We start from the raw sequence: 13,598 nt of genomic DNA on the forward strand, positions 1-13,598 counted from the left end.
AGAGTTTTCCATAGGCTAGCAGTTTTTTCGGAGCTTGGCTTGCTTTTGATCGCGATATTGCCGATATGTGCCTTCGGGAGGTTGGTGGTGGACGAGCCACTCGCCAACCGGGTCAGGTCCGGAAGGAAGCAGCCCTAACGAGCCAGGCACGGGTCATCGTGCCAGCCTCCCACCCTTCTCTCCATCCTTTGCCCGAAGAGTTCGGGCGTTAAGCAGGGCGATGAGCGACACCGAGCGACAATCACCAGATGCCGCCTCGACGGGCACCGGATACCGGGTGCTGGCACGCAAATACCGCCCCAAGGATTTCACGGATCTGATGGTCGGCCAGGAGCCGATGGTCCAGACTCTGACCAACGCCTTCGAGACCGGCCGTATCGCGCAGGCCTACATGCTGACCGGCGTTCGCGGGGTCGGCAAGACGACGACCGCCCGTATCCTGGCGCGCGCGCTGAATTACAAGACAGCCGAGATCGACAAGCCGACGATCGATCTGCGCATCCCCGGCGACCACTGCCAGGCGATCATGGAAGGCCGCCATGTCGATGTCATCGAGATGGACGCCGCCTCGCATACGGGTATCGACGATATCCGCGAGATCATTGAGCAGGTGCGCTACCGTCCGGTTTCGGCGCGCTACAAGGTCTACATCATCGACGAAGTGCACATGCTCTCGACGCAGGCCTTCAACGGCCTGCTGAAGACGCTCGAAGAGCCGCCGGAGCATGTGAAGTTCATCTTCGCCACCACCGAAATCCGCAAGGTGCCGATCACGGTGCTGTCGCGCTGCCAGCGCTTCGACCTGCGCCGCATCAGCGCGTCCGATCTCGTCGGTCTGTTCACCACGATCGCATCGAAGGAAGGCATCGAGGCCGAGCCCGATGCGCTGGCGATGATCGCCCGTGCCGCCGAAGGCTCGGCGCGCGACGGCCTGTCGCTGCTCGACCAGGCGATTGCCCATGGCGGCGGCGCGGTGCTGGCCGAATCGGTGCGCGGGATGCTCGGTCTTGCTGATCGCGCCCGCATCGTCGATCTCTTCCAGCACGTCATCAAGGGTGACGTCGCCGCAGCCCTCGGCGAATTCGAGAGCCAATACGAGGCCGGCGCCAATCCGGTGGCGGTACTCACCGATCTCGCCGATTTCACCCATCTGGTAACGCGCCTGAAATACGTGCCGGATGCCGCAAACGACCCATCGCTCAGCGAAATCGAGCGCACCAAGGGCGCGGAATTCTCGCAAGGCGTCGCCGTCACGGCGCTGTCGCGCATCTGGCAGATGCTGTTGAAGGGCATTCCCGAGGTGGAGGCATCCTCGCGACCCTCAGGTGCCGCCGAAATGGTGCTGATCCGCCTGGCACATGCCGCCCACCTGCCGGCCCCCGAGGACGCAGCCCGCCGGCTTGCGGAATTCTCTGAAAACAACGGTGGCGGGCGTTCGCCTTCATCGTCGGGCAATGGCGGTGGAAATGGCGGCGCGACCGTCAGCTACCAGGGCAATGTCATGGCCCGTGCTGCCGAAGCAGCATCGCCGCGCCCGCAGCCGGCTGGCCCGACCGCCATGCTGCGCGTCGTGCAGAACTCTGATCCTCAGAGCCTGGCCGTCGGACGCGCGGAGGCGAAGGCCGCCGATGCGCCGCAGCCGCTTGTGCGGGTCAATTCGGTCAGCGATATCGCCAACCTCGCTGGCGAAAAGCGCGATGTGAAGATCAAGGCGCTGGTGCGCAATTTCGTGCGCCCGGTTCGCGTCCAGCCCGGCATCCTGGATGTCAACCTGACGGAAGGCGCGCCGGGAACGCTGCTCAACGAACTTGCGCTGAAGCTCAAGGAATGGACCGGCATTCACTGGATCGTCAGCCTCAGCCGCGAGGCCGGCCAGCCGACCATGGTGGAAGCCGAGGCCAACGCCAAGGCGCAGCAGGTGAGCGACGCCAGGCAGGATCCTGACGTGGCGGCCATCCTCTCGCAGTTTCCGGGCGCCAAGATCATCGACGTTCGCGTCCGTGCGCCGGAACCGGAAGAAGAGGAAGGTCCCGTGCAGGCGCCGGCGACTGCCGAATCCGAAGAGGGCGATATCCTGCCCGGCGACGACATAGAATTCTGAGACACCAAGAAGGAGCAAGACGATGCGCGACATCATGGGCATGATGGGCAAAGTCAAGGAAATGCAGGCCAAGATGGAGCAGATGCAGGCGGAAATCGCCTCGCTCACGGCCGAAGGCAAGTCTGGTGGCGGTCTCGTAACCGTCGTCATCACGGGCAAGGGCGAAATGCAGAGCCTGAAGATCGATCCCTCGCTCTTCAAGGAAGACGACGTCGAGATTCTCGAAGACCTGATCGTCGCCGCCCACAAGGATGCCAAGGAAAAAGCCGACGCGGTTGCCGCCGAAAAGACCAAGGCGCTGACAGCAGGCCTGCCGATCCCGCCCGGCTTCAAGATGCCGTTCTGATCATTCGATCCAATTTGGATTTTGCAAGCGCCGGCGCCCATCGGGTGGCCGGCGCTTGTCGTTTGAGAACGCTTATTTCGTGTGCTTCTGCGTGTGGTGTTTGGCGGGCTTTGCCATTTTCGGCGGAACGAAGGTCAGTTTCATGTTGGCGATGCCGGCCGCGACGTTGAGGCCGGATGTGCCCTCGACAGACAGCGGCTGCAGCGCCACCGATCCCTCCAGGCCGCCGACCAGCGCGTTCGCCCCGAGACCGAGGCCGACGGTCGCATTGGCCGCCACACCGGAATAGCTGCCCTGCAGCGCGCCTTCGGGGTGGTTCGCCGGCGCATAGACGTACCAGATCAGCGTTCCACCCTTGAGCACGCCGATATCGACGCCGATCTTGGTGATCGCGCCGCGATAATGCTCCACATGCCCGGGCTGCGAGGGCGTGAACATGCAGTCCACCTCCCGTTTCGAGCCGATGATCATGCCGATTCCCGCCGAGATATCGCAGGTCAGCGACCCCGCATGCACATTGGCCGCCGCCGCCGGCTGCGGAGCGGAAAGGGCCGTCGCGGCGGCAACGGCAAGGGCGATCGAAGTAGACTTGAAGACGGACATGCAGGCCTCCTTGGATTGGCACACCGTCAGAAGGAAATTAGGAGACGTCCTGATATCAGCAAGTGATCATAAAGGCGGAATCTCGGTGCCGCGACCCGCGCGGGCTTACCTCTCCGCGAGAAGGCTGTCGCGCAGCTTGTAGTGGATCGGCGCCGCCAGATAGCGGGCGCGGTCTTCGACTGACAGCCGCCTGCCGAATGTCGCCATCATCTCCGGCATCGTCACCCGCGCTCCCTCGAACCGCCGCCATTCCACCCGCTCGCCTGCTGTCACCGTGCCCGGCTCGATCACCCGGCAATAGATGCCCGGCCGGCCGGCGCGGGTGTAGCGCTTGACGAACAACGGATCGCCCATGCGCGCCGCGAAGGTGGCGCAGGGAATGCGCGCGGAGGTGACCTCGAGCACAAGATCGCCGGCTATGAAGCGATCGCCAACGGCAACCATCGTATTGTCGAGCCCTTCGATGACGAGGTTTTCGCCGAAGGTGCCGGGCTCAATCGTCTGCCCGAGTTCCGCCGACCACCAGTCGAGCGTCAGCGATCCCTCGACATAGACCGCCTGGTCGACGCCGCCATGATGCTTGCGGTTGCAGATCGCGTCGCCGAGCAGCCCTTCGGCGTCGACGAGCACGCCGCCGCTGATGGCGTGCTTGTTGATGCCGGTCTTGTAGCTCTTGCCCGGCAGCCTCTCGGCGTTGCCGATGCAGACGGCGAGGATTTTCATAAGGCCCGCTTTTCTGTCCGTTTCCGTTTTTCAAACATATGGGCTAAGAACCCGATATGGCAAAGCGAGTCACCGGCCCCGAAATCGAAAAACTCATCCAGCTGCTGGCGAAGGTGCCGGGCCTCGGCCCCCGCTCCGCGCGCCGCGCCGCGCTGCATCTGATCAAGAAGAAGGATCAGCTGCTCGGCCCCCTCGGCAGCGCCATGGGCGAGGCCTATGACAAGGTCAAGATCTGCTCGCGCTGCGGCAATGTCGATACCTCCGATCCCTGCACCGTCTGCACCGATGATCGCCGCGATCAGTCGGTCATCATCGTCGTCGAGGATGTTTCCGACCTCTGGGCTCTGGAGCGCGCAGCAGCCTTGAACGCCGCCTATCATGTGCTCGGCGGCACGCTCTCGCCGCTCGATGGCGTCGGCCCTGACGATCTGAACATCAAGGGCCTGATCGAACGCGTCACGGCCGGCGGCATCAAGGAACTGATCATCGCCGTCAACGCCACCGTCGAGGGGCAAACCACAGCACACTATATAACCGATCAGCTGGCCGGGCTCGATGTGAAGATCACGCGGTTGGCGCATGGCGTGCCGGTTGGCGGTGAGCTTGATTATCTCGACGAGGGCACGCTGACCGCGGCGCTCCGGGCGCGGACGTCGATATGAGGGGAGATGTGATGCCGTCGGAGACCCGCGATACCCCCCTCTGCCCTGCCGGGCATCTCCCCCACAAGGGGGGAGATCGACTCGTGGCGGGCTTCCAGTCAAACAATGAGAGTGGAGCGAGCGGTCGCTTCCAGCCAATCTCCCCCCATGTGGGGGAGATGTCCGGCAGGACAGAGGGGGGTATCGCACGGTACGCCCTTGCCGCGTTCTGCTTCCTCCTCGCAACCTCACCTGCAGCCCACGCCGCCCCCTCGAAAGCCGAAGTCGAAGCCCAGTTCGAGCGCTGGGTGCAAACCGACCTCTGGCCGGAAGCACAAAAGGGCGGCATATCCGAAAAGACCTTCAAGGCCGCATTCGCAAGCGTCACGCTCGATTGGTCGCTGAACGACCTCGCCCCTCCCGGCTTCCCGCCGCCGAAGGAGGTGAAGCAGACGCAGGCCGAGTTCTCCTCGCCGGCGCCCTATTTCAACGATGACCGGCTGAAGCGCCTGGCCGTCACCGGCCGTAGCTTCCAGACGCAATACGCCTCGACGCTGAAGAAGATCGAGAAAACCTATGGCGTGCCCGGCTCGATCGTGCTTGCCATCTGGGGCCGCGAGACCGGCTTCGGCGCCGCCAAGATCCCGAATTCCGGCATCGAGGTGCTGGCCACCAAGGCCTTCATGTCCACCCGCAAGGAGATGTTCCGCACCGAGCTGATCGCCGGGCTGCACATCATCGACGGCGGCGATGTCACGGCGGCCGATTTCAAGGGATCGCCGGCGGGCGCGCTCGGCCAGCCGCAGTTCATGCCGACGAGCTATCTGAAATACGCCGTCGACTTCGATGGCGACGGTCACCGCAATATCTGGACCTCGGTTCCCGATACGCTGGCCTCGATCGCCAACTTCCTGGTCAAGAAGGGCTGGCAGGCAAACCGTAGCTGGGGCTACGAGGTGACGATCCCCGAAAACGTCTCCTGCGCGCAGGAAGGGCCCGATCTCGGCAAGCCGATCGCCCATTGGAATTCGCTCGGCATCGACCGCATCTCCGGCAAGGCCTTCCCCTCGGGAGAAAAGAACGCCACGGGCATGATGATGGTGCCGGCCGGCCGCGACGGCCCGGAATTCCTGGTGACGCCGAATTTCTACGTCATCAAGGAATACAACAATTCCGATCTCTACGCGCTCTATATCGGCAATCTAGCGGACCGCATCGCCTACGGCTCCGGCGCGTTCGAGGGCGCCTGGGGCGATGTCGGCAAGATGCTGCGCTCGGATGTCGCCACCATGCAGAAGGCGCTGGAGAAGAAGGGCTACGACGTCGGCGGGTCCGATGGTCTGCCCGGCTACAAGACGCGCCGTTCCATCGGCCAGTGGCAGGAGAAAAACGGCATGAAGCCGACCTGCTATCCCGAGGCCCACATGATCGGCAAGCTGAAATAGACGCTAGTGGTGCAGGTCGATATGCGCCTTGAAGAATAGGTCGTCGCTGGGCGGAATGGCCTGCCGTTCGATCATCCGGTGCACATGCGGCCCCGCTTCGCCGCGATGCAGCGCCCTTAGCCGGTCGGTGTTTTCGCCATCCACCTGGGTCCGCCGCTGGTTGTGGCGGATATACTCGACCCAGGTTGGCGTGTGGTAGGTCTCGGTCCACGAGCCCGGCTTTTCCAGGTCGCGCATCAGCGCCCAGTTGCGGGCGCCGTCGCGGATGCGGATACGCCGCCGCTCGCCCATCAGCTTCAGGAACTCCGGCACGTCGTGATCGTCGATCTCGTAGTCGACCTGGATGACGACAGGCCCGCTGCGCGGTGTTATATCGAGGCCGAGCGCCGGCTCGGTGAAGCGGTTGAGCGGATCGAGATTGAGCGTCTCGAAGGCCGGCATGGCGAATTTCAGCCCGATGACGATGCCGAGCAGCATGACCACGGCCGATAGCAGCAGCGCGTTGGCGACGCCGTAATTGTCGGCGGCGATACCCCAGATCCAGCTGCCCCCGGCAATCCCGCCGAAGGTCACGGTCTGGTAGAGCGACAGCGCCCGGCCGACCACCCAGCGCGGCGTCGAGAGCTGCACGATGGTGTTGAACAGCGACAGCGCCAGCACCCAGCAGGCGCCCGAGATCACCAATCCCAAACAGGTGACCGCCGAAATCGGGCTGAAGGCGGCAATCGCGGCGCTGAGCGCGAAGCCGGCAAACGACAGACGCACGATCGTCTCGCTGGAGAAGCGCTCGCGCAGCCTTGCGTTCAGCACCGCCCCGCCGATAGCGCCGATGCCGAAGGAGCCAAGCATTAGGCCGTAGGTGAGGGGTCCGCCGACCACCAGTTCCAACGCCACGATCGGCAGCAGCGCGAGGATCGAGCTGGCGCTGATGCCGAAGATCAGCCCGCGCAGCATGACTTTCTGCAGGTTGGGCGACATCGAGATGTAGCGCAGCCCGGCGAAGATGGCGCTGCCGAGCGCCTCGCGCGGCAGCGTGGTCGCGGGGTAGGTTGGTTTCCAGCGCATCAGAGCGTAGATCAGCGCGAAATAGCTCATCGTATTGACGGCAAAGGCCGCTGCCGCACCGGCGGCAGCGACGATGATGCCGCCGATCGCCGGCCCGAGGCTGCGGGTAATGTTGAAGCCGACGCTGTTCAGCGTGACGGCGCCGGGCAGATCGGCGCGCGGAACCATGTCGCCCACCGAGGCCTGCCAGGAGGGATTGTTGAGCGCCGTGCCGCAGCCGAGCAGGAAGGTGAAGAACAGGAGCAGCCAGGGCGAGAGGATACCGAAGAAGGCGAAGATGCTGAGCAGCGCCGAGACCGCCAGCATGAAACACTGCGCCGTCAGCATCACCCGCCGTCTGTCGAAGCTGTCCGCCAGCGCGCCCGAGACCAGCGAGAAGAGCATGATAGGCAGCGCCGTGGAGGTCTGCACCAGCGCCACCATGTCGCCCGACGCGGTGATCATCGTCATCATCCACGCGGCGCCGACCGCCTGGATGAGGCCGCCGAAATTGGAAGCGATGCTGGCGAACCAGATGGTGCGGTAGGTCTCGTGCCTGAGTGGTGCCAGTGTCGAAGAAGTATAGGCCACGATTCCTCCCGTCGAATGCCATGCGCTGCGCCAAGCTATATAAGCGAAACGGCGATCAAGGCCACCGACCGCCCGCCGCAACCGCGCTGCACCGCCGATGGAGCTTGCTATTTCGCGGAAACGGGCCTATATGGCTCTCAAATCTTGATCGCATTGATGAGGAGTGGGCCGCAAGGACCCGCTCTTTTTTATTACCGCGATCGCCCGAAAATATCGCTTAGGAGCGCATCGCTTGTCGGATTCGACGAACGCAGACAATCAACTTGAGCCGCGGCTGATCACCGAGACTGGCCTCGACCAGCGCCTCGCCGCCATCATCGAGCCCGTCCTTATCGACCTCGGCTACCGCCTGATCCGCGTGCGCATGCTCAACCAGAACGGCGCCACCATGCAGATCATGGCCGAGCGCAACGACGGAACCATGGACGTCGAAGGCTGCGAGGAGGTCTCGGTGGCCGTTTCTCCGGTACTCGATGTGGAAGATCCGATCGATAAAGAGTATCATCTGGAAGTTTCGTCGCCCGGCATCGATCGCCCGATGGTGCGCAAGTCCGATTTCGTGCGCTGGCAGGGCCATTTTTTGAAGTGCGAGACCTCGATCATCGTCGGTGGTCGCAAGCGCTTCCGCGGCAAGATCGTTTCCAGCGACGTCGAGGGCTTTACGCTCGAGCGTGACGAGGCTCCGGCCGGCGAGGAAAAGGCGATCGTCATTCCGTTCACGGCGCTTGCCGATGCGAAACTCATTCTGACCGACGATCTGATCCGTGATGCCCTGCGCGCCGACAAGCTGGCGAAGGCAGAGGCCGCGAACCAGAACGAAGCGGAAGACGAAGAATAAACCGATCAACTTGTGGCGCCGGGCAAGGGAAAGCCTGGACGCCTAGACGGAGACAAAACACATGGCAGTCAGTGCGAACCGGCTCGAACTTCTGCAGATCGCAGATGCAGTCGCCCGCGAAAAGGTCATCGACCGCGAGATCGTGCTCGCCGCGATGGCGGACGCGATCCAGAAGGCGGCGCGCTCGCGCTACGGCACTGAATCCAACATCCGCGCCGACATCAACCCGAAGACCGGCGAAATTCGCCTGCAGCGTCTTCTCGAGGTTGTCGAGGCTGCTGAAGACTACTCCACGCAGATCCCGCTCGAGCTGGCCCGCGACCGCAACCCGGACGCAGCCCTTGGCGATTTCATCGCCGATCCGCTGCCGCCGATGGATTTCGGCCGTATCGCTGCCCAGTCCGCCAAGCAGGTCATCGTCCAGAAGGTTCGCGAAGCCGAGCGTGATCGCCAGTTCGACGAATTCAAGGATCGCGTCGGCGAAATCGTCAACGGCACCGTCAAGCGCGTCGAATACGGGAACGTCATCGTCGATCTCGGCCGTGGCGAAGGCATCATCCGTCGCGACGAAATGATCCCGCGCGAAAACGTCCGCTATGGCGATCGCGTCCGTGCATACGTATATGATGTTCGTCGCGAACAGCGCGGCCCGCAGATCTTCCTGTCGCGCACGCATCCGCAGTTCATGGTCAAGCTCTTCACCATGGAAGTGCCTGAAATCTACGACGGCATCATCCAGGTGAAGTCGGTTGCCCGCGATCCGGGTTCGCGCGCCAAGATTGCCGTGATCTCGAACGACAGTTCGATCGATCCGGTTGGCGCCTGCGTCGGTATGCGTGGTTCGCGCGTTCAGGCCGTTGTCGGCGAGCTCCAGGGCGAAAAGATCGACATCATTCCCTGGTCGCAGGATCCGGCGACCTTCGTCGTCAACGCCCTGCAGCCGGCTGAAGTCGCCAAGGTCGTTCTCGATGAAGATGCCGAGCGCATCGAAGTCGTGGTTCCGGACGAGCAGCTGTCGCTGGCCATCGGCCGCCGCGGCCAGAACGTTCGCCTCGCATCGCAGCTGACCGGCTGGGATATCGACATCATGACGGAAGCCGAGGAATCGGAGCGCCGTCAGAAGGAATTCAACGAGCGCACCAACCTGTTCATGGATTCGCTCGACGTCGACGAAATGGTCGGCCAGGTTCTGGCCTCCGAAGGCTTCGCGGCCGTTGAGGAGCTCGCTTACGTCGAACTCGACGAAATCGCCTCGATCGACGGTTTCGACGAAGACACCGCGCAGGAAATCCAGACCCGCGCCCGCGAATATCTCGAAAAGCTCGAAGCCGAGATGGACGAGAAGCGCAAGGCGCTCGGCGTTTCCGACGAACTGCGTGGCATCGACGGCATGACCGCCCAGATGATGGTCGCCCTCGGTGAGGACGGCATCAAGACGATGGAAGACTTCGCCGGCTGCGCAGCCGACGATCTTGTTGGCTGGAGCGAGCGCAAGAACGGCGAGACCAAGAAGTTCGAGGGCCTGTTCTCGAAGTTCGACGTCTCGCGCGTCGAAGCCGAACAGATGGTCGTTCAGGCCCGCCTCGCGGCTGGCTGGATCACCGAAGAGGACCTTGCGAAGGAAGCGGAAGCTGAAGAAGCTCCCGAGGCCGAGCAGGAAGTTTAATGTCTGCGCGTGAGCCTACCGTTTCTCCTGAGGACGACGATCTTGCAGGTTATGACGTGAATGGTCGCATGTGCATCGTGACGCGCGAAAGCGGATCGCCGGACGAGCTGATCCGCTTCGTCGCCGCTCCCGATGGGACGGTGGTGGCCGACCTGAAGCGTCAGCTTCCGGGTCGCGGCTGCTGGGTGAAGATCGACCGCGCTCTGGTCGACAAGGCGGTGGCGAAGAAATCCTTCGCCCGCGCCCTGAAAACTGATGTGAAGGCGGCCGCCGATCTCGGCGAGACCGTCGACAAGCTGCTGATGCAGCAACTGATGCAGATGATGAACATGGCCCGCAAGGCCGGACAGTTCATCACCGGCGCCTCGAAGGTGGATGCCGCGATCCGCAGTGGCGCGGCGCTTGCCGTGTTCCATGCAACGGACGCGGCGGCCGACGGCGTGAGAAAGATCGACCAGGCCCGCAAGGCCTGGCACCTCGGAATGGAGACCGAGGAGGAAATACCTTCCTACAAACTCTTCTCGGAGAGCGAAATGGAAGGCCTGATGGGTCAGAACGCTTTTATCCATGCTGCAGTGCTTGCAGGGCAGGCGGGTGAGGGTGTAGTGAAGCGCGCAAAGATGCTCGAACAGTACCGCAATGGCGGTCAGTCCCGGGCAGCGGGCGGCGCTGGCCGGCAAAAACAATGATACGGTCACCGGACTTGTCCGGCCCGATGTCATTGATCGACATTTTGATTGACAGGGACTGATGACGTCATCGCTCCCTGTCCGAAGGAACGGGAACGAATGACCGATAGCAATGACGACAAGACACTGAACGGCCCGGGCAAGAAGACTCTGACCCTGAAACCGTCGGGCGTAAGCCAGGGCACCGTGCGCCAGGATATGGGCCGCGGTCGCACCAAGGCGGTCGTTGTCGAGACCCGCAAGCGGCGCCCGATGCGCCCTGAAGACGAACAGCGCCCGATCACCCCGGTGGCGGCACCGGCAGCGCCCGTACGCGCCGCCGAGCCCGCTCCTGCGCCCGCAGCACAGGCAGCGGCAGCACCGGCGCCGGCGCCTGTTCAGCAGGCCCGCCCGCCGCAGCCCCAGCCGCCGCAGCGCTACAACCAGCCGAGCGGCCAGCAGTATAACCGTCCGCAATCCCAGCAGCCTTCGCGCCAGCAGGATCGTCCGCGCCCGGTGGTTCTGAACCATCTGTCGCCGGAAGAAATGGACGCGCGCCGTCGTGCGCTCGCCATGGCCCAGGTTCGTGACGCCGAGGATGCGGTTCGCCGCGCCGAGGAAGAAAAGCGCCGCGCCGCCGAAGAGATCGTACGCCAGGCTGCTGCCGCTGAAGAAGCCAAGCGCCTTGCCGCCGAAGAAGCAGAACGCGCCGCTGCGGCCGCTGCCGCTCCGCCGGCACCAGCCGCTCCGGCCGCTGCCGAAGCACCGCGCACCCAGGCTGCGGCTCCCGCCGTTCGCCGCACCGATGCGCCGTCTTCCGCCCGTCCGGCTCCCGGCGCTGCGCCTGCGGGCGCTCCCGGCGTCCGTCGCCGCGAAAATGATGAAGATGATCGCGGCGGTGCACCGCGCGGTGGCGCTCCGGCGCGTGGCCGCGTCGTGCGTCCCGAACCGGCAAAGCCGGTTACCGCGCGTCCGAAGGGTGACGATGGTCGCCGCCAGGGCAAGCTGACGATCACGGCTGCCAGCACGGATGACGACGGCAACAACCGTGGCCGTTCGATGGCCGCCATGCGCCGTCGCCAGGAAAAGTTCCGCCGCAGCCAGATGCAGGAAACCCGCGAAAAGGTTATTCGCGAAGTCATCCTGCCTGAGACCATCACCATTCAGGAACTGTCGCAGCGTATGTCTGAACGCGCCGTCGACGTCATCAAGTATCTGATGAAGGAAGGCCAGATGATGAAGCCGGGCGACGTCATCGACGCCGACCTCGCTGAACTCATCGCCGGCGAATTCGGCCACACCGTCAAGCGCGTTTCGGAATCCGACGTTGAAGAAGGTATCTTCGACCGGGCCGACGATGCCGGCGAAATGGTTTCGCGTCCGCCGGTCGTCACCATCATGGGTCACGTCGACCACGGCAAGACCTCGCTGCTCGACGCCATCCGTCAGGCAAACGTCGTCTCGGGTGAAGCCGGTGGCATCACCCAGCACATCGGTGCCTATCAGGTCGAACAGAACGGCCAGAAGATCACCTTCATCGACACCCCCGGCCACGCCGCCTTCACGGCCATGCGTGCCCGTGGTGCGCAGGCAACCGACATCGCGATCCTCGTGGTCGCGGCAGACGACAGCGTCATGCCGCAGACGATCGAATCCATCAGCCACGCCAAGGCGGCCGGTGTTCCGATCATCGTGGCGATCAACAAGATCGACAAGCACGAAGCCAACCCGGACAAGGTCCGTCAGCAGCTTCTGCAGCACGAAGTCTTCGTTGAATCGCTCGGCGGTGAAGTGCTCGACGTCGAAGTGTCGGCGAAGAACAAGACCAACCTCGACAAGCTGCTCGAAGCCGTCCTGCTGCAGGCCGAAATCCTCGACCTCAAGGCCGACCCGACGCGTACTGCAGAAGGTATCGTGATCGAAGCCCAGCTCGACCGTGGTCGTGGTGCGGTTGCGACCGTCCTCGTCCAGAAGGGCACGCTGAAGCCCGGCCAGATCATCGTTGCCGGCGATCAGTGGGGCCGCGTTCGCGCGCTCGTCACCGACAAGGGCGACCATGTCAAGGAAGCGGGTCCGGCCATGCCGGTCGAAGTGCTCGGCCTGTCCGGCACGCCTGCTGCCGGTGACAAGTTCGCCGTCGTCGAAAACGAGAGCCGTGCTCGCGAGATTTCCGAATATCGCCAGCGTCTGGCCCGCGACAAGGCGGTTGCCCGCCAGACCGGTCAGCGCGGTTCGCTCGAACAGATGATGAGCAAGCTGCAGAACACCGGCTTCAAGGAATTCCCGCTGCTCATCAAGGGCGACGTGCAGGGTTCCATCGAAGCGATCATCGGTGCTCTCGACAAGCTCGGCACTGACGAAGTGCGGGCACGTATCGTCCATTCGGGCGCCGGTGCCATCACGGAATCGGATCTGGCGCTTGCCGAATCCTCCGACGCCGCGATCATCGGCTTCAACGTCCGTGCCAACGCACAGGCACGCGTCGCCGCCGAACGCGCAGGCATCGAGATCCGCTACTACAACATCATCTACGATCTGGTGGATGACGTTAAGGCAGCGATGTCGGGTCTGCTCACGCCGGAGCGCCGCGAAACCTTCCTCGGCAATGCCGAGATCCTCGAGGTGTTCAACATCACCAAGACCGGCAAGGTCGCGGGTTGCCGCGTTACCGAAGGCAAGGTCGAACGTGGTGCTGGCGTCCGCCTCATCCGCGACAACGTCGTCATCCACGAAGGCAAGCTCAAGACGCTCAAGCGCTTCAAGGATGAAGTATCGGAAGTTCCTGTCGGTCAGGAATGCGGTATGGCCTTCGAGAACTACGAAGACATCCGCGCGGGCGATGTCATCGAATGCTTCCGCGTCGAGCATATCACCCGTACGCTCTGATCGTGCGAGACTAGAGTTGTGGACGGGCGCCGGATCATATGAGGCC

Annotated in this window: 11 protein-coding genes and 1 other RNA gene; 9 read left to right on the top strand and 3 right to left on the bottom strand. The window is 63.5% G+C overall.

From position 1 onward, the window contains the following. Positions 1-76: 76 nt before the first annotated feature. The 3 genes from ffs (at position 77) to AC1DOG_RS13310 (ending at position 2,447) form a co-directional block, all read left to right on the top strand. An RNA gene (ffs, locus tag AC1DOG_RS13300) (signal recognition particle sRNA small type) lies at positions 77-173 on the top strand. Between the two features lie 47 nt (positions 174-220). Further along, a complete protein-coding gene (locus AC1DOG_RS13305; RefSeq protein ID WP_477928583.1) occupies positions 221-2,101 on the top strand; it encodes a DNA polymerase III subunit gamma/tau in 1,881 nt (626 codons plus the stop codon). A 22-nt stretch (positions 2,102-2,123) separates the two neighbouring features. Continuing rightward, on the top strand, positions 2,124-2,447 hold the full coding sequence (locus AC1DOG_RS13310) for a YbaB/EbfC family nucleoid-associated protein (RefSeq protein ID WP_112944991.1): 324 nt from the start codon (positions 2,124-2,126) through the stop codon (positions 2,445-2,447). Between the two features lie 72 nt (positions 2,448-2,519). Here AC1DOG_RS13310 and AC1DOG_RS13315 read toward each other — a convergent pair whose 3' ends face one another. Further along, the gene (locus AC1DOG_RS13315) at positions 2,520-3,050 is read right to left on the bottom strand and encodes a DUF992 domain-containing protein (protein ID WP_477928585.1); all 531 of its coding nucleotides are present in this window, start codon (positions 3,048-3,050) and stop codon (positions 2,520-2,522) included. Positions 3,051-3,155: 105 nt separating this feature from the next. Beyond that, positions 3,156-3,773, bottom strand: coding sequence for an MOSC domain-containing protein (locus AC1DOG_RS13320; protein ID WP_477928587.1), 618 nt, complete (start codon positions 3,771-3,773; stop codon positions 3,156-3,158). Between the two features lie 56 nt (positions 3,774-3,829). On the opposite strand from AC1DOG_RS13320, the gene recR reads away from it, so the two are divergent. Both recR and AC1DOG_RS13330 read left to right on the top strand, forming a co-directional pair. Further along, the gene (gene recR, locus AC1DOG_RS13325; RefSeq protein ID WP_018899107.1) at positions 3,830-4,435 is read left to right on the top strand and encodes a recombination mediator RecR; all 606 of its coding nucleotides are present in this window, start codon (positions 3,830-3,832) and stop codon (positions 4,433-4,435) included. A 158-nt stretch (positions 4,436-4,593) separates the two neighbouring features. Beyond that, complete coding sequence (locus AC1DOG_RS13330; protein WP_477928589.1) at positions 4,594-5,859, top strand: lytic murein transglycosylase; 1,266 nt, start codon at positions 4,594-4,596, stop codon at positions 5,857-5,859. 3 nt (positions 5,860-5,862) lie between these two features. Here the strand turns inward: AC1DOG_RS13330 and AC1DOG_RS13335 are convergent, their stop codons facing one another. Next, a complete protein-coding gene (locus AC1DOG_RS13335; protein ID WP_477928591.1) occupies positions 5,863-7,494 on the bottom strand; it encodes an MFS transporter in 1,632 nt (543 codons plus the stop codon). A gap of 232 nt (positions 7,495-7,726) precedes the next feature. On the opposite strand from AC1DOG_RS13335, the gene rimP reads away from it, so the two are divergent. The 4 genes from rimP to infB all read left to right on the top strand — a co-directional run bounded on the left by rimP (position 7,727) and on the right by infB (position 13,552). Further along, positions 7,727-8,332, top strand: a complete 606-nt coding sequence (gene rimP / locus AC1DOG_RS13340; protein WP_477928593.1) for a ribosome maturation factor RimP — start codon at positions 7,727-7,729, stop codon at positions 8,330-8,332. 61 nt (positions 8,333-8,393) lie between these two features. Continuing rightward, positions 8,394-9,998 (top strand): transcription termination factor NusA, encoded by a 1,605-nt coding sequence (gene nusA / locus AC1DOG_RS13345; RefSeq protein ID WP_018899111.1) that lies wholly within the window; start codon positions 8,394-8,396, stop codon positions 9,996-9,998. Then, complete coding sequence (locus AC1DOG_RS13350; RefSeq protein ID WP_047506545.1) at positions 9,998-10,687, top strand: RNA-binding protein; 690 nt, start codon at positions 9,998-10,000, stop codon at positions 10,685-10,687. Before nusA ends, AC1DOG_RS13350 begins: the two co-directional genes overlap by 1 nt. A 99-nt stretch (positions 10,688-10,786) precedes the next feature. Beyond that, positions 10,787-13,552: a translation initiation factor IF-2 gene (gene infB, locus AC1DOG_RS13355; protein WP_477928596.1), complete on the top strand. Its 2,766-nt coding sequence runs from the start codon at positions 10,787-10,789 to the stop codon at positions 13,550-13,552. Positions 13,553-13,598 lie beyond the last annotated feature (46 nt).

The sequence above is a fragment of the Rhizobium sp. 01N48 genome, from assembly GCF_056399145.1.